Source organism: Mycobacterium sp. (assembly GCF_025965855.1).
In the GTDB taxonomy this organism is placed as follows: Bacteria; Actinomycetota; Actinomycetes; order Mycobacteriales; family Mycobacteriaceae; genus Mycobacterium.
The window spans coordinates 1-20,495 of the sequence record NZ_JAOPWB010000355.1 but is presented as its reverse complement, the minus strand read 5'-3'; the positions used below and the strand labels follow the sequence as shown (position 1 = coordinate 20,495).

The window sequence follows — 20,495 nt, the reverse complement described above, 5'->3', positions numbered from 1 at the left end:
TTGCCGGCCACCCTCTGACTCACCTGAGCACCGAGGCCGCGCGCATGTCGGCGGCCAAGGCCTCGATCTGTTCCGGCGTCGCCGGCATCTGCGGCAGCCGGGGGTCACCGACCTCGATGCCCTGCAGGCGCAGTCCCGCCTTCGACATGGTCACTCCGCCGAGGCGGGCCATGGCGTTGCACAGCGGGGCGACCGCGACATTGATCTTGCGGGCGGTCGCGATGTCCCCGGAGCCGAAGGCGGACAACAACTCCCGCAGCTGGCCCGCCGCCAGGTGCGAGATCACGCTGATGAAGCCGGTGGCGCCCATGGCCAGCCACGGCAGGTTCAGCGCGTCGTCGCCGGAGTAGTAGGCCAGTCCGGTTTCGGCCATGATCTGGCCAGCGCTGTGCAGATCGGCCTTGGCGTCCTTGATTCCGACGATGTTCGGGTGGGCGGCCAGCGCGTGGATGGTCTCGGTCTGGATCGGTATCACCGAGCGTGGCGGGATGTCGTAGAGCAGCACCGGCAGTTCGGTCGCGTCGGCGACGGCGGTGAAATGCGCGATCAGCCCGGACTGCGGGGGCTTCGAGTAGTACGGCGTGACCAGCAGAAGTCCGTGCGCGCCTTCGGCCGCGCAGGCCTTGGCCAGCCGGACGCTGTGGGCCGTGTCGTAGGTGCCCGCGCCGGCGATGACGCGGGCCCGGTCGCCCACCGCCTCCAGCACGGCACGCAGCAGCGCGAGTTTCTCGTCGTCCGTGGTGGTCGGCGACTCGCCGGTGGTTCCGGAGACCACCAGGCCGTCGCAACCCGCGTCCACCAGGTGGTTTGCCAGTTGCGCCGCGGCGGTGGTGTCCAGGGCGCCATCGGCGGCGAAGGGCGTTACCAGCGCGGTCAGCAGGGTTCCCAACCGGGCGGGGACGTCGAATCCGACGGTGCTCACGGTCTTCAGGTTACCTGGCGGCGCCAAACCCATTCAGCAGCCGCGCGAGCGCGCGTGTTTGTACCGCGACACGCCGCGAAGCCCGTACATTTGCGCACCCTCGCGGCGAAGGCTGCAGCTCAGGCCTCCGTGGCCAGGGGACTCGTCGCGACCTCGGTGCCGTCGGCCAGGGTGGAGACCTCGAAATCGGCGAACACCGCGGGCGCCACGTCGACGAGCTGGCGCAGGCACTCGATGGCCAGGCGCCGGATTTCGACGTCGGCGTGCTCGCTGGCGCGCATGGCGATGAAGTGCCGCCACGCGCGGTAGTTCCCGGTGACGACGATGCGGGTCTCGGTGGCGTTGGGTAGCACCGCCCGGGCGGCCTGGCGCGCCTGCTTGCGGCGCAACACAGCGCTCGGCTGGTCGGCGAACTTGGCTTCCAGCTTCGCCAGCAGCTCGGCGTAGGTGGCTCGGCTGGCGTCGGCGGCGGCCGTCAGGATCCGCTGCAGCTCGGGGTCGTCGTCCATGCCCGGCGGGATGACGACGCGCGAGTCCCCCTCCGGCACATAGCGTTGCGACAGCTGCGAGTAGGAGAAATGTCGGTGCCGGATCAGCTCATGGGTGCACGATCGCGAGAGGCCGGTGATGTAGAACGACACGGTCGCGTGCTCGAGCACCGAAAAGTGCCCGACGTCGATGATGTGCGTGATGTAGCCGGCGTTGGTCGCGGTTTTGGGGTTGGGCTTTGACCAGCTCTGATAGCAGGCCCGGCCGGCGAACTCGGTGAGCGCGGGGCCGCCGTTGGCGTCGGTCGTCCACGGCACGTCCGGCGGCGCCAGGAACTCCGTCTTGGCGATCAGTTGCACGCGCAGCGGCGCGGTCTCGGCCACGGGCTCACCTTATCGATCCGCGCCTGCGCGGGTCTCGCCGAGCCTGCGCCCAGCGCGTGTATTGGGCCCGATCGGGTGCGCTGAGCGCAGTTTCGGCGCTGAGGCGTCCCTGACCCGGACCTCACCCGACGTCAGCAGCGGGAGCAGGGCGTCGCGGAAGGCCGACAACCGCACGGATTCGGCGCGACGCGCGTGACACAGTCCGCCCAGGCCAGTGATTGTCCGCGCCGCCGCGGGCGCCAAGCGCCGGACGTCGCGGACCCGAACCTCGAGCAGGTCGCGCGGTTGGACGCGCTGGTGACTGCCCGACGTCCCGGCGGCCCGCTGCCGCAACGTCGCAACGACGTCGGGTTGTCGCAGCGCCGACCACAGCGCCGACGTGTCGACGCCGATCGGCCGCAACACGACAAACTCCGTGCTGGCCAAAGCCATGTGCGGGGGCAGGCTCACCACGTCCCAGATGCGCGGAATCCTGGGATTCAGCTTCGCGAACAATACGCACGGCGCCGACAGGAGAAACTTGGCGCTCTTCACGGACCCAGCGGCGACGAGCCGGGGTTTCGCGCCGTCGTCGAACGCCGGCAGGCTGAAGTGGGCCACCGCGTCGTCGAACTCGGGCGCGCTGAGAATGTCCGTCGACCGGACAGCCAGGCCGGACAGTGGCACACAGTCCGACACCGACTCCGCGGTGGCGACCATCAGACTCTCGGCGGCCGCGATCACGCGTTCGTTGGCGGCGATTTTGTCGTCGAGGGCACCGAGCAACTCGGCGACCCGGCGGCGGTGCGGAGCAGCGACGGTCGACACCGAAATCTCACGCAGGATCGTCTGGTTGAGCAGGGGCTGTCCCGATCCGGCTCGGTGTCCGTTGAGCCCGCAGGTGTGCAGCGCGTAATACCAATACCGCGTCTCCTGCGGGTCCTTGGCCCGGCACACCAGCGCGTTGTCGGTGACCCAGACGTCTGAATCGCAGTACCGCAGGCTGCCGCAATACGATCCGACGCGCCCGAGCACGATCAGGGGGCCGCTCGCATTGCGTTGCGCCGCATAGCCGATCGCCCCGTTGGCGCCGTAAACGCGAAAGCGCCCGTCCGATACTCGTACCGGCAGGCTGGTCCCGCTGCTGAAGTCGAGATGGTCGCCCAGCTTGGCCTTCACCGCAGGCGCTCCACCTGTTCGCGCACGACCTGGTCCAGCCGCGCGGATTCGTCGAGCGCCGCCACCAGGTCGTCGGTCAACCGGGCGATCTTGGCGTCGACCGGCTCCCCGTCGTCGTCCGCGGCAGGCGCACCCACATAGCGTCCCGGCGTGAGCGCGTAGCCCGCGTCCCGGATGTCGTCCAGCGACGCGGATTTGCAGAACCCCGGGACATCTTGGTACGCAAGGCCTTTGGCGGCGGCGGACTCCGATCCGCACCACGCGTGGTAGGTGTCGCCGATGCGGACGACCTCCTCGCCGGTCAGTGCGCGCTCCGCGCGATCCACCAGGTAGCCGAGCCCGCGGGCGTCGATGAACAGCACCCGGCCCGCCCGCTCGGCCTTGTCCCGGGCGAAGAACCACAGGCACACCGGAATTCCGGTGCTGCGGAACAGCTGCCCGGGCAGCGCCACCATGCACGACACCAGGTCCGCCTCGACGATCCGCGCCCGGATGTCGCCTTCCCCGACCGCGTTGGACGACATCGAGCCGTTGGCCATCACCACACCGGCCTTCCCACCGGGGGCCAACTTGGACAGGATGTGCTGAATCCAGGCGTAGTTCGCGTTGGTGGCGGGCGGAACACCGAAGCGCCAGCGCGGGTCTCGTTCGTCGCGGGCCCAATCCTTGATGTTGAACGGCGGGTTGGCCATCACGTAGTCCATCTGCACGCCGGCGTGCTTGTCGTCGACGAACGTATCGCCCCACCGCGCCCCCAGGCCCGTGTCGTCGATGCCGTGGACGGCGAGGTTCATCCTGGCCATCCGCCAGGTCTGCTCGACGCTCTCCTGCCCGTAGATTGTGACTTCGGCGGGATCGCCGTCGTGCTCCGCGATGAACTGCTCGGTCTGAACGAACATCCCGCCCGAACCGCAGCACGGGTCGTACACCCGCCCGCGGGTCGGTTCGAGGACCTCGACGATCACCCGCACGACGCTGGGCGGGGTGAAGAATTCGCCGCCGCGCCTTCCCTCCGCCCGGGCGAAATTGCACAGGAAGTACTCGTACACCTCGCCCAGCAGGTCCCGCGCGCGCCGTCCGTCGCGCCGATCGAACCGCGCGCCGTCGAGCAGGCGCACCAGCTCACCGAGCCGGCGCCGGTCGAGGTTTTCGTACAGCCGCGGCAGCTCTGCGGCCTCCATCGCGTCGTCGACAAGGCGGCCAATGTTCGGCGATTCAGCGTTGTGCGCCAACATGTTCCAGTACGAATCGGAGGCATGTTTGAGGTACACCAGCCCGAGGATGACGTCCTTGTAGTGGCTGGCCGAAAGCGAGCCGCGCAGCTTGTTGGCCGCCTTCCACAGCGTGTCCTTGAGCTCTTTGTCCGTTGCCCGCATCAGCTGACCGCCCGCAGGTCGGCGGCCAGGTCGCCCCGGCGGGAGACGCTTACCCCGCCCAGCCCCAGCCATGACGCCATCGATTCCAGCTCGCCGGCCAGCGCCGCGGCGACCGAGGCCCGCGGCACGGCGGGCTCGCCGAACGCGCCCACGACGCGCAGGGAATTGGTGGCCCGGTCGGCCTTGAGGTCGACCCGCGCGACCAGCCGGCCGTCCATCAGCAGCGGCCACACGTAGTAGCCGTACTGGCGCTTGTCGGCGGGCACATAGATCTCGATGCGGTAGTGAAAGCCGAACAGCCGCTCGACGCGGGGCCGGAAGAAGATCAACGGGTCGAACGGGCACAGCAGCGCGGTGCCGCGGTCCCGGCGCGGCACCGTCCGGCCCGCCCGCAGGTACGCTGGCGCGGACCAGCCGTCGACGTCGACCCGTTCGATCTCGCCCGCGGCCAGCAGGTCGGCGATCGCGGGCTTGACCTGCTGGGCCGACAGCCGGAAATAATCCCGAATGTCGGCCTCGGTGCCGACGCCCAGCGCGGTGGCGGCCCGCAGCGTGAGCTCGCGGACGGCCTCGTCGTCGTCGACCTCGCGGGCCAGCACGCTGCGCGGCAGCACCCGCTCCACCAGGTCGTAGTGACGCGCGAAGCCCACCCGGGTGGCCGTGGTGAGCGCGCCGGAGGCGAACAGCGCCTCGGCGACCCACTTGGTGTCGCTGCGGGTCCACCAGGTGCCCTTTTTCCGGCGCGGCTCGGCGGCCAGGTGCGCCTCGATCTGCCCGGCGGTGCTGGGTCCGAGCTCGGCGACGGCGGCGAGGATGTCCTCGGCGAGTTGGGGATTGGCCTTGACGATGTGGGTGCCCCACCGGCCGTGGCTGTATTGGCGCATCCGCCACCGCAGCAGTGGCCAGTCGTCGACGGCCATCAGCGCGGCTTCGTGTGCCCAGTACTCGACCAGCAGCCGCGGCGAGCGCGCCGTATGAGACCAGGCGGCGCGGTCCACCACGTCACGGTCGTAGGGCCCGAGCCGGCTGAACACCGGCGCGTAATGGGCGCGCACCGCGACCGATACCGAATCCAGCTGCAGCACTTGGATTCTCGAGATCAGGCTCTTCAGATGCGCGCGGGTGATCGGGCCGCCGGGCCGCGGCTCGCTAAAACCTTGTGCCGCAACGGCTAAGCGCCGAGCCTGCGCGGCGGTCAGCGTGCGGTTCCCGATCGGCACGGCGCCGAGAATACCGCGTTTCGGCCGCCCTTCGCGGCAAGGCTAAGGGTTCACCCCGTGCTGACTTTCTCATCCAGCGGCACGACGACGCTCGCCTCGGGCAAATCCTTGTGTTCTTGGTATGCCGACGCGAGGGCGGCCGGAACGGATTCCAGGTCGCGATATACGCGCTCCAATTGCTCCAGGATCTTGATTCGCTGCTGACTCGCCTCGTCCGCTGCCCGCCGGGCCTGCTCGCGGTAATGATCGGCCTCCCGCCGGGCGTCGCGCCACGCCTCGTCGATCGCCCGTTCGGTTTCGGCGCGCATGCCGGCCAGTTCCGCCTCGAGCTTTTTCTTCGTTTCGTCGTAGTCGGCCTCGAGGGCTTCGCGCCGCGCGGTCAGCTGCGCCAACCGCTCCTCGTGCTCGCGCCGGGAGGCCTCGGCCTCGGCCTCCGCCGACGCGATCACCGCCTCCGCCTCGGCACGCGCCTCGGCCTGCAGCTGGGAAACCTCGTCGACCGTGCGCCGCAGCATGTTCGCCATCCGCAGTTGCACCGCGTGCGGCGAAGGCGAGGTGTCGGCGAGGACGGCGACCTCCTTCCGCAGCGCCGCCGCTTCGTCGCCGGATTGCGTCAGCCGCGCCTCTAAGCTCCTGACGTCGTTGAGCAGCAACTGCTGCTTGGCGGTCAAAGCCTCGATGGAGGCGTCGACCGCGCCCGGATCGTAGCCCCTGAACACGCGAGAAAACGTCCTAGCGGGTTCGGTTATCACTGCCAAAATTCCCCCCTTTAGAAAACGCCTAACAGACCCGTGAGACCGACCCCCCGAGTACCGAGTATGTCAGGTCAAGCCGTTCAAGCGGGCGGGGCCGCCGGCACCACCGCTCACTGCCGACGGTACGTGTGAAACCGGTAGCGCAGGCCCGTGCGGCTGACCTGCCAGTCCCCCGTCGCGCCCAGCCACGCCTCGTCGAGCACCGGGGCCAGCGCGTCGCCGTCGTCGCGCGGCAGGTCGATTTCGACCTCGGTGACCTCGCAGCGGGTGGCCAGCGGCAGCCCGAGCAGGTAGATCTGCTCGCCGCCGATCACCCACGCCTCCGGCTCGGTCAGCGCGGCCCCCAGCGAATCGAGCACTTCGGCTCCGTTGGCCACGTAATCAGGCTGCCGGGACAGGACGACATTTCGCCGGCCCGGCAGCGGTCGAACCCGGGCCGGCAGCGACTCCCAGGTCCGCCGGCCCATCACCACCGTGTGGCCCATGGTCACCTGTTTGAAGCGGGTCAGGTCCTCGGGCACCCGCCACGGGATGTCGCCGCCGCGCCCGATCACACCGGACGTCGACTGAGCCCAGACCAGGCCCACGGTGGACGAGCGCCGCTTCTCCTCATCGCTTCGCTCTGCATCGCCGCCGGCGCGGGTCATACCGCGACGGGAGCTTTGATCCCCGGGTGCGGATCGTAGTTCTTCACGACGACATCGTCGTAGGTGTAGTCGAAGATCGAATCCTTGTGCACCAGAACGAGTTCCGGGTAGGGCCGCGGCTCGCGGCCGAGCTGCAGCCGCACCTGTTCGACGTGGTTGTCGTAGATGTGACAGTCACCGCCCGTCCACACGAACTCGCCGACCGAGAGGCCGGCCTGGGCGGCCATCATATGGGTGAGCAGCGCGTAGCTGGCGATGTTGAACGGCACCCCGAGGAACAGGTCCGCGCTGCGCTGGTAGAGCTGGCAGCTCAGCCGGCCGTCGGCCACGTAGAACTGGAAGAACGCGTGACACGGCGGCAGCGCCATCTGCGGGATTTCGCCGACGTTCCACGCCGACACGATGATGCGGCGCGAATCCGGGTCGGTACGCAGCAGCTCCAAGGCGGCGCTGATCTGGTCGACGCGCTCGCCGGTCGGGGTCGGCCAGGACCGCCACTGCACGCCGTAGATGGGCCCGAGATCGCCTGTGTCACTCGCCCATTCGTCCCAGATGGTGACGCCGTGCTCGTGCAGCCAGGCGACGTTGGAGTCGCCGCGCAAGAACCACAGCAGCTCGTAGACCACCGATTTGAAATGCACCTTTTTGGTGGTCAGCAACGGGAATCCGGTCGACAGGTCGTAGCGCAACTGCTGGCCGAACAGGCTGCGGGTTCCGGTGCCGGTGCGGTCGGATTTCGCCGCGCCCCGCTCGAGCACGAAGCGCAGCAGGTCCTCGTAGGGCGTCGGGATCCGCACGCGGTCAGCTTAGCGGCGATCGCGAGCGCGGCGGAGCCGGGCGCGGCGGGTCGACGCCGAAAAATCTTAGCGGCGATCGCGAGCCCGGCGGAGCCGGGCGCGGCGGGTCGACGCCGAAAAATCTGCGTCCAGACCTCAGGAGTAGAACGGAGGCCATGCCGAAGATCAACGACAGCGTCACCACTCCCGACGGCTCCTGCCCCGTCAGCCTGTTCACCCCCGAAGGGCCCGAGGGCCAGGGGCCGGGCCCCTGGCCAGGAATAGTCATGTACTGCGACGCCGGCGGGGTGCGCGACACCTTCGACGAGATGGCCGCCAAGCTCGCCGGATTCGGTTATGCGGTGCTGCTTCCCGACGTGTACTACCGCAGCGGCGACTGGGCCCCGTTCGACATGGCCACCGTGTTCGGCGACGAGCGAGAGCGCACGCGCCTGTTCTCCATGATCGGCGGCATCACACAGGACAAGATGGCCGGCGATGCCGGCGCGTTCTTCGACTACCTGGCCGCCCGCGCCGAGGTGTCCGGCGAGCGATTCGGCGTCTGCGGCTACTGCATGGGCGGGCGGACCGCGGTGGTGGTGGCCGGCCGCCTGCCGGACCGCGTCGCCGCCGCGGCGTCCTTCCATGGCGGTGGGCTGGTGACCGACGGCGCGGACAGCCCGCACCTGCTGGCCGACCGGATTAGCGCCACGGTGTATGTGGGTGGCGCGGAAAACGACGCGTCCTTCACGGCCGATCACGGCGAGCAGCTCGACAAGGCGCTGACGGCGGCCGGGGTGGCGCACACCATCGAGTGGTACCCGGCCGCCCACGGGTTCGCGGTCCCGGACAACCCGCCCTACGACGCCGCCGCCGACGAGCGGCACTGGGCGGCGATGACGGAGCTCTTCGGGTCGGCGCTATCGCGCTAGGCTGGCGGCGCCTTCCCGGCTGATCGTCTCGAGCAGGAGTGTCGCCGCCACCGCCGCCCCGTCGGTGCGGATGGTGCCTGCCACGGCGCTCGCTCGCGCCCGGGTCTCGTCGGACAGCACCGTGGTGAGCGCCGCCGACAGCGCCCCGGCGGTCGGTGCCGATCCCACGTGCGCGGTGCCGATGCCCAGTTCGCTGACCCGACGCCCCCAGTACAACTGGTCGGCCCCCTGCGGCACCACCACCTGAGGCGCGCCCGCGCGGGCGGCCGTCGTCGTGGTGCCCGCGCCGCCGTGGTGCACCACGGCGGCCACGCGCCCGAACAGCGACTGCTGATTGACCTCGCCGACGGCATAGCAGTCGTCCCCGCCGTCGATCGGGGCCAGGCCGGCCCAGCCCTGCGCGAGAAGCGCGCGGCGCCCTTGCGCCCGGATCGCCTCGATCGCCGCCCGGGCGATGTCCGTCGGGCCGCGCAAGGGCATGCTGCCGAAGCCCACGTACACCGGTGGCGCGCCGGCGTCCAGGAACTCCACCAGCTCGGCCGGCAGGGTGCGCGTGTCCTGCAACATCCACGCGCCGGTTTGGACGACGTCGAGGTCCGTCGGCTCCTGCCAGGGGCCCAACGTCGGGTCCGCCGCGAGCCACGGGCGGTCGGTGAAGGCGTGGTCACGGACGTGGTGCACCGGCGGCAGGCCGATCGCGGCCCGGTGACGGTTCAGCGTCGGGCCGAAGAGCGCATTCACGTTTTGGGCGTCCAGGTCCCACAGCACCCGGTTGTCGATCACGCCCGGTGGCAGTGGCCAGCTCCAGAACGAGGGTGGCCGGTGATGCGGTGACGGCAGGTTGGTCGGGTGATAGCTCGCGTAAACGTAATGGATGCCCAGCTTTTCGGTCGCCGACCGCGCGCCCGCCGCGGCCGGCAGCAGGCCCGCCGCGACCAGCGCGTCACACCCCTCCGCCGCGGCGGCGACCGTGTCGAACTGTGCGGCGATCAACTCCTCGAAGTGCCGCCGCAGGTGCTCCTCCGACGGCGGCCCCGCCGCGCTCGTGATCGCGCGCACCGACTCGCCGAAGGGCACCAGCGGCACGCCGAAAGCGGCCACGCGCTCCGCGAACTCGTCATCCGGCGGCGCGCAGATGCGGACCTCCGCGCCGAGCGCCCGCAGCTGCACCGCGAGCCCGACCAGCGGCTCGACGCCCCCGCGCGAATCGTATGTCGTCAGCAACACGCGCATTCGCTATCCCCATTTCCGCAGGTGGTGACTCGGGAACCGATTGTGCAGCAGCGCCGGAGGCAGCGTGAGCCAACGATATGTCGCCGAGGGTCTCTGCCGAACGAAAGATTATTGATCGCCTTGAGCAAAACCCGGCGCGGACGTCGCCGATCGCCGCACCCAAAAGGCAAGCAACTTGTCTGGTGCCCGGGTCGCGCGGTGGCCGAAGTTAGCGAAGCCTGGGCTGGGGCAGTTGCTACCGCGGCGCGGCGACGATGCCGCGTACATTCGGAGAGTTAGCGAAGCCCGGCACGACAGTTTGCTGTGGCGGTGCCATCCATCGTGTGGCGAGAAACAATTCGAGCTTTCAGCTAATAAATTGAGCTAGGAAATCCTTGCCGATAGCCTGGACTGGCCCATGGATCAATTATGCATGTGGCTAATAGCTAATACGGCTAACGAACTATGGACTTCTTTCGAGCCTTACCATAATATTTGCTGACGGCGCGTTTAGCCAAAAAGCGCCCCTTTCCCGCATCGAGGCAAAATGCCGGGGCGACGACGGGGGGACCGTGATCACGAAGATTCCCACAGCCGCCGGCGATCCACGCATTGAGCGCCGAAGCCCGAGGCCGCCCGACCAGTTGCCCATCGACGAACTCCACCGAATGCCGGCGTTGGTCATCTTGGAACGGCTACCGGCTCCGGCCCTGGCGGTCGACCGCCAGGGAACCATCCTGTTCGCCAACGGCTCGTTCTGCGACATGGTGGGCTACTCGCCCGAAGAGTTCCTGTCGATCAATTTCGAAGACATCTTCTACCGCCTGCCGGCCGACGACCGCTGGGTCGCGCTGGTCGGCACGGGCGCCAAGCGCCTCGTCGAGTTGCGGCACAAAGGCGGACACTCGGTGTGGGCCAGGATGAGCAAATCGGCGATGCGACGCTGTGACGACACAGTCGCGCTGGTGACCTTCCACGACCGCACCGAAGAGATGTGGCTTAACAGCGACGGCGCACGTCACGACGCCGGCAAGTTGACCAACTTCGCCAATAGGGCGCGGTGACGATAGGCGGTGCCGAGCGCCAACTGATCGCTCTTGGCGCGTTTGAGGTATAGGTGCGCCGGATACTCCCACGTCATTCCGATGCCGCCATGCAGCTGCACGCACTCCTCGGCGAGGTGCACGGCGACCCCGCTGCAGTAGGCCTGCCCGATGGCCGCCGCGGTGGCCGCGTCTTCATCTCCGCGGGCGCACGCGTCGGCGGCGTACCGTGCCACCGCGGTCGCCGCACCGACCTCAAACCACAGGTCCGCGAGCCGGTGCTTGATCGCCTGGTAGGAGCCGATGGTGCGGCCGAACTGCTTGCGCTGCTTGGCATATGCCAGCGTGGTGTCAAAACACCACCGGGCCACCCCCAGTTGCTCGGAGGCGAGCAGCGCCGCGCCCGTCTGAAGCGCTCCGGCCACACCGGAGTCCGCCGCTCCGACCCGTGACGACGCGGCCCCCGAAAACCGCACGCTGGCAAGCGGTCTGGTCATGTCCAGCGCCACCACCGGCGACACCTCCACGCCCGCGGCCGTCCCGGACACGATGTGCAGCTCGAGCCCGCCGGGGGTCGCTACCGGCACCACCAGCACGTCGGCCTCGCCGGCTCCCGCGACGCTGCCGACCTGTCCGCTCAGGCCGTCGGCGCCGGCGCTCACGCCCGTGAGCGGGTCGCCTGGCGCGGTGGACAGCGGCACCACCAGCGCCGCGGTGAGCTCGCCCCGGGCCAGCGCGGAAACCGTCTCGGTGTCGCCGGCACGCAGCAGCGCGACGGTGGCGAGGACCGCGCTTGACAGGAACGGCACCGGCGCAACGGCTCGCCCGACCTCCTCCATGACGACCGCGGCCTCGCGCGCAGACGCGCCGGCGCCGCCGAGGGACTCGGGCACGAGCAGTCCGGATACCCCGAGATCGGCGGCCAGCGTCCGCCAGATGTCCGAAAAGTCTTGTGGCACCGGGTCGTAGGCCCGAACCACCAATTCGGGTGGGCACCGGTCGGCGAACAGGTGACGAACGCTGTCCCGCAACGCCTCCTCGGTGTCGGAGTACAGGAGGTCGCTCACCGGTCCAGATCCTTCCACGCAACCTCCTTGTCGACCCGGTGTTCGCCCGGCAGGCCTAGGATTCGTTCGGAGATGGTGTTGCGCAAGATTTCCGACGTGCCGCCCTCGATGGAGTTGCCACGCGCCCGCAGGTAGCGGTATCCGGGCTCGCGGCCGATCAGGTCGACCGTTTCGGGTCTGCGCATGGTCCAGTCGTCATATCGCAGCCCCGCTTCGCCGTGCAGCTCGATCTCGAATCCCGAGATCGCCTGGGCCAGGCGGGCGAAAGCCACTTTCATGCCCGCACCCTCAGGTCCTGGCTGCCCCGCTGGGTTTTTTTCGGCTTGCTGCGCATACCGTTCGCCCGTCAGCCGAAGGACCTCCGCGTCGACCCACAGCCGCATCAGCTCGTCGTGCATCGCGGGGTCGCGCAGTGCCGGCTGCTTTCGCCAGGCTCCGGTGACCTTGCCGATATGGCCGCTCTCCCGTGGCGTTCCGGCGCGGGTACCGATGGCGACGCGCTCGTTGTTGAGCGTGGTGGTCGCGACCCGCCAGCCGCCGCCCTCCGCGCCGAGCCGATTCGCGTCCGGCACCCGGACGTCGGTGAGGAACACCTCGTTGAACTCCGCCTCGCCGGTGATCTGGCGCAGCGGCCGGATCTCGACGCCGGGCTGGGTCATGTCGCACAGGAAGTACGTGAGGCCGGAGTGTTTGGGCACTCCCGGGTCGGTGCGGGCGACGAGGATGGACATGTTCGCGTGCTGTGCCTGAGACGTCCATACCTTCTGCCCGTTGACAATCCAGTCATCCCCGTCGCGGACCGCGCGAGTGGACACCCCGGCCAGGTCCGAGCCGGCACCGGGCTCGCTGAACAATTGGCAGTAGATCTGTTCACCGGTGAACAACGGGCGCAGAAACTTTCGCTTCTGCTCGTCGGTCCCGAACGCCGCGATCGTCGGCGCCGCCATGCCCATACCGATGTAATTCTTGACGGTCCCACCCACCGGCGCACCCACGGCGGCGAGCTGGGCGTCGACGAGCTCCTGCGCGGCCCGCGGCAGGCCCAGCCCGCCGAAGCCCTGCGGCAGGTACACCCAGGCCAGCCCCGCATCATACTGTGCACCAAGGAATTCCCGCGGTCCGGTGGTGGCCGGGTCGTGCTCGTCGAGCAGCGTCCGGACCCGCGCCGCCAGGTCCGCTTCGGCACTCATTGGGCCTGATACCCCTGCGCGGGACCGAGCAGCAGACCACCGTCGATGACCATCGTCTCGCCGGTGATCCAGCTCGCCGCATCCGAGACCAAGAACGCGACGGCGCCCGCCACATCGGCCGGCTCACCGATGCGTCCGAGCGCGATCGTCGCCGCCAGTGGGTCCTCGTGCTCCTTCCACAGCGCCTCGGCCAGCCGGGTGCGCACCACGCCCGGGGCGATGGCGTTGACTCGGACGCGCGGTGAGAGTTCCAGCGCCAGTTGCTTGGTGACGTGGATCAATGCGGCCTTGGTGGTGTTGTACAGGCCCATCAGCGGAGACTGGTGCAGGCCGCCGATCGAAGCGGTGTTGACGATCGCCCCGCCGTGCTCGCCCATCCACGCCTTGACCACGAGCGAGGTCCACAGCAGCGGGGCCCACAGGTTGACGTCGAAGATCTTGGTGAAGCGGGCATGGTCCTGCTCGATCAGCGGACCGTACGCCGGATTCGTGCCCGCGTTGTTGATCAGGATGTCGACGCTGCCGAAGCGTTCCAGGGTGAGATCCACGCAGCGCCGCGCGGCGTCCTCGTCGACGGCGTGCGCGCCGACGCCGACGGCCTTCTCGCCGACTTGCGCCGCGGCCTCGTCGGCCGCCTCTTGCTGGCGGGCGGTCAGCACCACATCGGCGCCGGCGGCGGCCAGCTGCTGGGCGATCGCCAGCCCGATTCCGCGCGAGGCGCCGGTGATGATCGCGGTGCGGCCGGTCAAATCCAATGAGGTCATCGCGGTGTGCCTTCTGTTGCGCTGGTGGGCCCGACTGGGCCGATTTCCCGGACGATGTTTACGCGCGCGTAGACGTGGTATGCGACACGCATGTTAGCCAAACTAAACCTCATGAAACCACTGGTCGTGGCCGGGGCGGTCGCCGCGGCGATCGCCGCCGCCCCGGCGGCCGCCGCGGATGCTTACGCTGCCGGACCGGCGATGACCGGCCCCGCGCCCACGCACGTCGTCTTCAAGGACGACCCGGGCGGCGGCGGCTGCGACCCCAACGGCAACTGCGGTTCCGGCGGTCAGGATCAAGGGCCCGGCGGCGGCCCCGGCGGGCAGGGTTGCCTGCCTGGCGTCGGCTGCGGCTCCGGAGGCCAGAACGCCGGACCGGGCGGCGTGCCGGGCGGTACCGGATGTCTGCCCGGTGTTGGCTGCGGCTCCGGACACGTATAACAGCGGGATGACCCTCAGCCTCCCGGGAGCCTGGTGATCCAGGCCCGGGAGTCTGCCGGGTCGATGACGTCGTCGAGTTCGAACGCGGTGGCGGACCGCAGCGCCTTCCCGTGCTGGTAGGCGGCCGCCACGAGCTTGTCGAACAGCTGCTGGCGCTGGAGCGGGTCCGCCTCGGCCTCAAGCTCTTTGCTGAACCCGAGCCGCACGGCCCCTTCCAGGCCCATGCCGCCGATCTCCCCGGTCGGCCAGGCCACGGTGAACTGCGGCGCGCGGAAGGACCCGCCGGCCATCGCCATCGCGCCAAGCCCATAACCCTTGCGCAGGATGATCATTCCCAGCGGCACGGACAGTTTCGCGCCCAGGACGAACATCCGGCCGAAGCGGCGCACGGCGGCTTCCTTTTCCGCGTCCGGCCCGACCATGAATCCGGGCGTGTCGCACAGCGAGATCACCGGCAACCGAAACGACTCGCACAGCGCGATAAAGTCGCCCGCCTTGTCGGCCGCCTCGGCGTCGATCGCGCCGCCGAGGTGGTGCGTGCTATTGGCGATCAGCCCGTATGCCACCCCCTCGACGCGCACCAGCGCGGTGACGATTCCGACGCCGTAGTCGGCGCGCAGTTCCAGCACGGAACCCACATCCACGATCGACTCGATCGCGCGATGCACGTCGTATGACCGTAACCGGTTCTCCGGGACCACATGCCGGGCCAGCCGCGGATCCGGCGCCTCCCAATCGTGGACGCCGCTTTGTAGGGAGCCCTGGAAGTACGACAGATACTGCTTGGCCAGTGACACCGCGTGCGCCTCGTCGCGGGCGACCAGGCTGACCACGCCGTTGTGCCGCTGCACATCGATCGGCCCGATCGCCTCCGGCGGGTACACCCCCAGCCCGCCGCCCTCGATCATCGCCGGCCCGCCCATCCCGATGTTGGCATCAGGGGTCGCGATGATCACGTCACACACCCCGGCCAGCGCGGCGTTGCCGGCGAAGCAGCGGCCGGAGACGATCGACATCAGCGGCGCCCGGCCGCTGAGGCCGGCCAGCATCCGGAAGGTCGGCACGTCCAGCCCGGCGGCGCCGCCGACGTCGGTATCACCGGGCCGGCCACCGCCGCCCTCGGCAAACAGCACCACCGGCAGGCCTTTTCGGGCTGCGAGCTCGAACACGCGGTCGGTCTTGGCGTGATTGCGCATGCCCTGCGTCCCGGCGAGCACGGTGTAGTCGTAGGACACGACGACCGCCTCGGCCGCCGCTCGCCCGAAGCGATCCGCGCCGATGGTGGCCACGCCTGCGACCAGGCCGTCGGCCGGCGTATTGGCGATCAGGTCCTCTTCGGAGCGCCGGCTGCGCTGGGCGGCGATCGCCAGCCCGCCGTATTCGACGAAGCTGCCGGGGTCGACCAGGTCGGCGATGTTCTCCCGGGCGGTGCGCCGACCGTGGGCGTGCCGCTTGGCCACGGCCGCCTGCCGGCCCTCGTCAAGGGTGAGTAGATGCCGGTGGGCGACCTCGTCGAGGTCGGCGCGTGAGCGATCGAGATCCAGTGCCGCCGCGAATGATTCGCCACCGGTCCCGGCGGCGCTACGGGTGAAGACCAGCAACGGATCTGCGGTTCCGACGACCTGGCCCGGTGTCACCAGGCTCCGGACCGTCCGCAGCGCGTCCGGCGCGGCAAGCACATGTTGCATCTTCATCGCCTCGAGGACGACCAGCTGGGCGCCGGCACCGAACACCTCGCCCTCCGGGGCCACCTCGACCACGGTGCCGGCCAACTGCGCCCGCAGCACTTCCTCGCCGGGGTAGAGCTCGACCGGCGCCACGCGGATGTCCTGCTGGTGGGAAAGCGCGGCGGCGGCCAGCTCGGGAAGCTTCTGGTCGAGGAAATCCGTCGTCACCCAGCCCAACTGGATCCGGCTGTCGCTCAGCAGCTCTCGCAGGAATCCGATGTTCGTGCGCACTCCCTCGATGCCGAATTCGCCCAGCGCGGTGCGGGCCTTGCGCAGCGCCGCCTGCCAAGACGATCCGCGCACGTGGGTGATGACCTTGGCCAGCAGCGAGTCGTACCGCGGGCTGGTGACCAGGCCCGGCCGGCCGTAGGTGTCGACGCGCACACCGGGACCGCTCGGCGGCGAGAACACCGCCAAAGTGCCCGCCGCCGGAACCACCGACCCGTCGGTGGCGAAGGTCTCCATGTTGACCCGGGCCTGAATCGCGATGCCCCGCCGGGCGGCCGGCTCGCCGATCACTTCGCTGCCGTCCGAGGCGATCCCGGCGGGGAGCCCCAGCTGGTAGTACGACGCGCCACCGGCGATGGCCAGTTGGACGGCCACAAGGTCCACCCCGGTGGTTTCCTCGGTGACCGGGTGCTCGACCTGGATGCGCGGATTGACCTCGAGGAAGACGAACCTGTCCCCGGTGACTAGGAATTCGACCGTGGCCAGCCCGCGCAGCCCCACCCCGGCGCACAGCCGGGCCGCGGCGTGGTGCAACGAGCGGCGCAACGCGTCCGAAAGCCCTTGGGCTGGCGCGATTTCGACCAGCTTCTGGTAGCGCCGCTGGACAGCTGCAGTCGCGGTCGCCCAGGGCCAGCGCATGCGTCTGGTGCCCGGCCGGGGCGCCCACGACCTGCACCTCGATGTGCCGCGCGGCATCGAGGGCCGCCTCGGCGAACAGTGTGGGATCACCGAAGCCGAGTTGCGCTTCCGCGGCGCACTGTTGGTAGGCCTGCTCGATCTGACCGGCTCGGCTCACCTTCCGCATTCCCCGTCCACCGCCACCGGCGAGGGCCTTGATCATGATGGCGCCGCCCCGCTCGGCGTAAAACGCCTTGATGTCCTCGACGCTGCTGGGCCCTTCGGTCGCGGGCAACACCGGAACGCCGGCGGCGATCGCGGCGGCCCGGGCCGACGACTTGTCGCCGACCAACTCGAGCACGTCGGCGCCCGGACCCACGAACGTGTATCCGGCTGCCGCGCAGGCGCGGGCGAATTCGGCGTTCTCGCTGAGGAACCCGTAACCCGGGTGGATCAGCTCGGCGCCGGACTTCTTGGCCGCCGCCAGCAGTTCGGCGTGATTCAGGTAGGCCCCCGGGCCGGCGCCCGGCAGGCCGATCGCTTCGTCGGCGGCGTGCACGTGGGGGCTGTCGGCGTCGTCTTCGGCGTAGACCGCGACGGTTCGGATGCCCAGTTCCGTTGCGGTGCGGATGATCCGAAGGGCGATCTCGCCGCGGTTGACGATCAGCAGGGTGGCGCTCATCGGAGCGGGTCGCCCCATTTCACCTCGTCGCGCAGCTTGCCCTTGAGCAGTTTGCCGCCGGCATTGCGGGGCAGCGCTTCGGCCACCACGGTGACGTACTGGGGAATTTTGAAGTCGGCCACCCGCCCGCGGCAGTGTTCGAGCACGGCGCGCACGTCGATCTCGCCCTCGCCGGCGAAAAGGACGGCGCCGACCTTTTCGCCCATGACGTCGTCGGGCACGGCCAGCACGCAGGCGTCGGCGACGTTGGGCGCCGACAACAGCGCCGCCTCGACCTCGACGCTGGAGACGTTCTCGCCGCCCCGGTTGATGATGTCCTTCAGCCGATCGATGATGTGCACCCGTCCCGCGTCGTCGACGCGAACAACGTCGCCGGTGTGCAGCCAGCCGTTGGCGAAGGTGGCCTCTGAGGCCTGCGGCCGATTCCAGTAGCCGGCAGTGACATTGGCGCCGCGCGTGACCAACTCGCCCACACCCGGCTCGTCGCCGCCGAACGGGACCAGACCAAGGTCCACCGAGGGCACCGCATACCCGACGGAGTCGGCGTGCTCGACGGCGTCCCGGTCCGGCAGGACGGTCATCAGCGAGGCGGTCTCGGTCATGCCGTACCCGTTGAACACCGTGGCTTGCGGAAACGCCTCCTTCACCGCTCTCACCAACGACGGCGCGATGGGCGCGCCCCCATAGCCAACCCAGCGGACCCCGGACACGTCGGCGCCAGCAAAGGCCTTGTGCCGCAACATCAGGGCGTAGATCGCCGGCACGGTCACCATGACCGAGATCCGCTCGGCGGCCAGCGTGGCGATCAATTCGTCGAGGTTGAGCGCCGGCATGATCACCGACGCGCCCCCGAGACGGGCAGCGGCCAAAAGCTGTGAGTTGCAGCCGGTTACATGGAACAGCGGCACCGAGATGAGCGTGCGCATTCCCTCGCCGATGTCTCTGGGCTGCTCGAGGCACCGGATCGCGTTCTCGGTGTTGGTCAGGAATGCCTCGTGGGTGGTCGGCACCCCCTTGGGGCGACCGGTGGTGCCCGAGGTGTAGAACAGGGCGGCCGGGTCCGTATGGCTGAGCCCGTGGGTCACGTAGGGTGCGCCATCGGGCAATGGGGTGTCCGGCGCGAGATCCATTCGCGCGCCCGAGTCGGACAGGACGAAATCGACTTCCGGTTGCGCCGATCGCGTATTGACCGCGACCGCAACGCCACCGGCCATCACGATGCCCCAGAAAGCGAGCACCCAATTGATGCCGGCCTGGTAACGCACGGCAACGCGATCACCCGCGCCCAGCCCGTCCGCTCGGAGCCCACCGGCCACCCGCGCCGCGCGCTCCCACAGCTGCCGGTAGGTCAATCGTTCGGCGCCGAGTTCGATGACGGCCTCGCTGTCCGGGCGGTTGTCGACCTGTTCGGCGAGCATGTCCAGCAGGGTGGCGGGCAAGCGGTCGTAGCGCGGAACACCGTCGGCGTCACGGGACACGCCGGTCGTCGGGAATGGGTTGTGGCCACGCGGAATTTCGATCACAGCAGGCATGCCCAGTCCTTAGTATCCGGTGTCCTATCGTGATAGCGGTGACGATCGAGGATTCCGCCATCATGCCCGAGGCGTTCTTCACTGTCGACGGCGACTCCTATCTGCCGGGCCCGCTGACGCGAGGGCCTTGGGGCGCGGCAATGGGCGGTCAGATCGTCGGCGGCCTGTTGGCTTGGGGAATAGAGCGATCCGGCATCGATCCCGACTTTCAGCCCGCACGCGTCACGGTCGACCTGTTGCGCCCGGTCCTGCTCGAGCCGGTCGGAATCCGGACGTCGGTGCAGCGCGAAGGCCGGCGCATCAAGCTGGTCGACGGCGCGCTGGTGCAGAACGGAAAGACGGTCGCGCGGGCCGGTGCGCTGTTCCTGCGACGAGGTGAGCACCCGGATGGACAGGTGTGGTCCGGCCCCGTCGAGATGCCGCCGCTTCCCACCGACGCCGACGAGTTCCCGGCCGATGCGCCCTTTTTCTTCTGGGGATACGGCGCCGGCTTCGAGCGGGGCGGCCGCGACATGAGGCAGTGGGAGCAGTCCCACTCGCAGAAGTTCGCGTGGACGCGCGCTTTCCGCCCGATGGTGCATGGCCACCCGCTCACGCCGTTCGTCCGGCTGGCATTCGTCGGCGATGTCACGAGTTCGCTCAGCCATTACGGCACCGGCGGATTGCGCTATATCAACGCCGACTACACCGTCACCGCGAGCAGGCTACCCGACGGTGAATACCTCGGGCTCGCGGCTCAAAGCCATTACGGCACGGCCGGTGTGGCCGCCGGCAGCGCGACCCTGTTCGACCGGCACGGGCCATTCGGCACCAGCTCGGCGCTGGCGCTGGCGCAGCCCGCCGACGCGTTCAGGCCTCCGTCTCTCGACGATCATCCCATCAACTGAGCGGCGACCGTCGCGCCGAGTTCCCAGCACGATTCCAGATCGGCCTTGCTGGGCTTACCCGAAACCACCACGGTCTCAGCAACTTTCGTCCAACCCAGGCCGGCCGTGATGGACTCGATGCCCCGCTCGGTGCCCTCGTTCCCGTGCAGGTACACGCCGAACGGTCGCCCGCGCGTCGCGTCGAGGCACGGGTAGTAGCAGACGTCGAACGCGTGCTTGCCTGTGCCGGTGATGTTCGCGGAGGCTCCTCCGCTCAAGCGTGGTGCGTAGTCAGACTGCCGTGGTGCCGCCGTCGACAATCAACTCCATACCATTGACATAGGTTGAGTCGTCCGAGGCGAGGAACAGTGCGACCGTCGCAATCTCCTCAGGGCTGCCCATCTTTCCCCGTGGGATCAATGCCTCAAACTGCGCCTTCGTCTCCTCGTCGAACAACTGCTCCTGTA

General features: G+C 69.2%; 18 protein-coding genes and 2 pseudogenes. 4 read left to right on the top strand and 16 right to left on the bottom strand.

All coding sequences use genetic code 11. The features are described from left to right. Positions 1–19: 19 nt before the first annotated feature. The 8 genes from dapA to JWP83_RS30570 form a co-directional block, all read right to left on the bottom strand. Positions 20–922, bottom strand: a complete 903-nt coding sequence (dapA, locus tag JWP83_RS30605; protein WP_297739187.1) for a 4-hydroxy-tetrahydrodipicolinate synthase — start codon at positions 920–922, stop codon at positions 20–22. A gap of 119 nt (positions 923–1,041) precedes the next feature. Beyond that, entirely contained in the window at positions 1,042–1,794 is a 753-nt protein-coding gene (gene thyX / locus JWP83_RS30600) for an FAD-dependent thymidylate synthase (RefSeq protein WP_297739184.1), read from the bottom strand. Between the two features lie 9 nt (positions 1,795–1,803). After that, complete coding sequence (locus JWP83_RS30595) at positions 1,804–2,952, bottom strand: restriction endonuclease subunit S (protein ID WP_297739181.1); 1,149 nt, start codon at positions 2,950–2,952, stop codon at positions 1,804–1,806. Continuing rightward, entirely contained in the window at positions 2,949–4,328 is a 1,380-nt protein-coding gene (locus JWP83_RS30590) for a type I restriction-modification system subunit M (RefSeq protein ID WP_297739179.1), read from the bottom strand. Before JWP83_RS30590 ends, JWP83_RS30595 begins: the two co-directional genes overlap by 4 nt. Further along, positions 4,328–5,542 carry a crosslink repair DNA glycosylase YcaQ family protein gene (locus JWP83_RS30585; RefSeq protein ID WP_297739245.1) on the bottom strand — a complete coding sequence of 405 codons (1,215 nt, stop codon included), beginning with the start codon at positions 5,540–5,542 and terminating at the stop codon, positions 4,328–4,330. Before JWP83_RS30585 ends, JWP83_RS30590 begins: the two co-directional genes overlap by 1 nt. Positions 5,543–5,598: 56 nt before the next feature. Next, positions 5,599–6,300: a cell division protein DivIVA gene (locus tag JWP83_RS30580; protein WP_297739242.1), complete on the bottom strand. Its 702-nt coding sequence runs from the start codon at positions 6,298–6,300 to the stop codon at positions 5,599–5,601. Positions 6,301–6,413: 113 nt separating this feature from the next. After that, the gene (locus tag JWP83_RS30575) at positions 6,414–6,950 is read right to left on the bottom strand and encodes a dihydrofolate reductase (RefSeq protein ID WP_297739178.1); all 537 of its coding nucleotides are present in this window, start codon (positions 6,948–6,950) and stop codon (positions 6,414–6,416) included. Beyond that, positions 6,947–7,747, bottom strand: coding sequence for a thymidylate synthase (locus tag JWP83_RS30570; protein WP_297739175.1), 801 nt, complete (start codon positions 7,745–7,747; stop codon positions 6,947–6,949). The genes JWP83_RS30575 and JWP83_RS30570 overlap by 4 nt, the downstream gene beginning before the upstream one ends. A gap of 155 nt (positions 7,748–7,902) precedes the next feature. Here JWP83_RS30570 and JWP83_RS30565 point away from each other — a divergent pair, with 155 nt between their 5' ends. Continuing rightward, positions 7,903–8,658, top strand: a complete 756-nt coding sequence (locus tag JWP83_RS30565; protein WP_297739171.1) for a dienelactone hydrolase family protein — start codon at positions 7,903–7,905, stop codon at positions 8,656–8,658. On the opposite strand, the gene JWP83_RS30560 is transcribed toward JWP83_RS30565, so the two are convergent. After that, entirely contained in the window at positions 8,647–9,891 is a 1,245-nt protein-coding gene (locus JWP83_RS30560) for a glycosyltransferase (RefSeq protein WP_297739168.1), read from the bottom strand. The genes JWP83_RS30565 and JWP83_RS30560 overlap by 12 nt on opposite strands. Before the next feature lie 551 nt (positions 9,892–10,442). On the opposite strand from JWP83_RS30560, the gene JWP83_RS30555 reads away from it, so the two are divergent. Beyond that, on the top strand, positions 10,443–10,934 hold the full coding sequence (locus JWP83_RS30555) for a PAS domain-containing protein (RefSeq protein ID WP_297739165.1): 492 nt from the start codon (positions 10,443–10,445) through the stop codon (positions 10,932–10,934). Here JWP83_RS30555 and JWP83_RS30550 read toward each other — a convergent pair. Genes JWP83_RS30550 through JWP83_RS30540 form a run of 3 tightly spaced genes read right to left on the bottom strand, consistent with a single transcriptional unit; the run spans position 10,889 to position 13,934 of the window. After that, on the bottom strand, positions 10,889–11,980 hold the full coding sequence (locus JWP83_RS30550) for an acyl-CoA dehydrogenase family protein (RefSeq protein WP_297739162.1): 1,092 nt from the start codon (positions 11,978–11,980) through the stop codon (positions 10,889–10,891). The genes JWP83_RS30555 and JWP83_RS30550 overlap by 46 nt on opposite strands. Beyond that, entirely contained in the window at positions 11,977–13,170 is a 1,194-nt protein-coding gene (locus JWP83_RS30545; RefSeq protein ID WP_297739159.1) for an acyl-CoA dehydrogenase family protein, read from the bottom strand. The genes JWP83_RS30550 and JWP83_RS30545 overlap by 4 nt, the downstream gene beginning before the upstream one ends. Then, the gene (locus tag JWP83_RS30540) at positions 13,167–13,934 is read right to left on the bottom strand and encodes an SDR family oxidoreductase (protein ID WP_297739156.1); all 768 of its coding nucleotides are present in this window, start codon (positions 13,932–13,934) and stop codon (positions 13,167–13,169) included. The genes JWP83_RS30545 and JWP83_RS30540 overlap by 4 nt, the downstream gene beginning before the upstream one ends. A 111-nt stretch (positions 13,935–14,045) precedes the next feature. Here JWP83_RS30540 and JWP83_RS30535 point away from each other — a divergent pair, with 111 nt between their 5' ends. Next, positions 14,046–14,375, top strand: a complete 330-nt coding sequence (locus JWP83_RS30535; RefSeq protein ID WP_297739154.1) for a PE-PGRS family protein — start codon at positions 14,046–14,048, stop codon at positions 14,373–14,375. Between the two features lie 14 nt (positions 14,376–14,389). Here the strand turns inward: JWP83_RS30535 and JWP83_RS30530 are convergent. Further along, a pseudogene (locus tag JWP83_RS30530) lies at positions 14,390–17,630 on the bottom strand (carboxyl transferase domain-containing protein). Further along, on the bottom strand, positions 17,627–19,162 hold the full coding sequence (locus tag JWP83_RS30525; protein WP_297739151.1) for a class I adenylate-forming enzyme family protein: 1,536 nt from the start codon (positions 19,160–19,162) through the stop codon (positions 17,627–17,629). The pseudogene JWP83_RS30530 and the gene JWP83_RS30525 overlap by 4 nt, the downstream one beginning before the upstream one ends. 38 nt (positions 19,163–19,200) lie before the next feature. Between JWP83_RS30525 and JWP83_RS30520 the strand changes: the two genes are divergently transcribed. Further along, positions 19,201–20,049, top strand: coding sequence for a thioesterase family protein (locus JWP83_RS30520; RefSeq protein WP_297739147.1), 849 nt, complete (start codon positions 19,201–19,203; stop codon positions 20,047–20,049). On the opposite strand, the pseudogene JWP83_RS30515 reads toward JWP83_RS30520, so the two are convergent. Both JWP83_RS30515 and JWP83_RS30510 read right to left on the bottom strand, forming a co-directional pair. After that, a pseudogene (locus JWP83_RS30515) lies at positions 20,034–20,282 on the bottom strand (flavodoxin family protein); the annotation flags it as partial. The gene JWP83_RS30520 and the pseudogene JWP83_RS30515 overlap by 16 nt on opposite strands. A 37-nt stretch (positions 20,283–20,319) precedes the next feature. Continuing rightward, positions 20,320–20,495, bottom strand: a 176-nt coding sequence (locus JWP83_RS30510; protein ID WP_367185711.1) for an SDR family oxidoreductase, incomplete at its 5' end; no start/stop codon positions are given.

Bases quoted from the DNA above. Each gene is read 5' to 3' on its own strand.
- JWP83_RS30575 (WP_297739178.1), bottom strand. From the start codon at position 6,950: ATGACCCGCGCCGGCGGCGATGCAGAGCGAAGCGATGAGGAGAAGCGG.
- JWP83_RS30525 (WP_297739151.1), bottom strand. From the start codon at position 19,162: ATGCCTGCTGTGATCGAAATTCCGCGTGGCCACAACCCATTCCCGACG.
- JWP83_RS30565 (WP_297739171.1), top strand. From the start codon at position 7,903: ATGCCGAAGATCAACGACAGCGTCACCACTCCCGACGGCTCCTGCCCC.
- JWP83_RS30545 (WP_297739159.1), bottom strand. From the start codon at position 13,170: ATGAGTGCCGAAGCGGACCTGGCGGCGCGGGTCCGGACGCTGCTCGAC.
- JWP83_RS30535 (WP_297739154.1), top strand. From the start codon at position 14,046: ATGAAACCACTGGTCGTGGCCGGGGCGGTCGCCGCGGCGATCGCCGCC.
- JWP83_RS30540 (WP_297739156.1), bottom strand. From the start codon at position 13,934: ATGACCTCATTGGATTTGACCGGCCGCACCGCGATCATCACCGGCGCC.
- JWP83_RS30590 (WP_297739179.1), bottom strand. From the start codon at position 4,328: ATGCGGGCAACGGACAAAGAGCTCAAGGACACGCTGTGGAAGGCGGCC.
- JWP83_RS30560 (WP_297739168.1), bottom strand. From the start codon at position 9,891: ATGCGCGTGTTGCTGACGACATACGATTCGCGCGGGGGCGTCGAGCCG.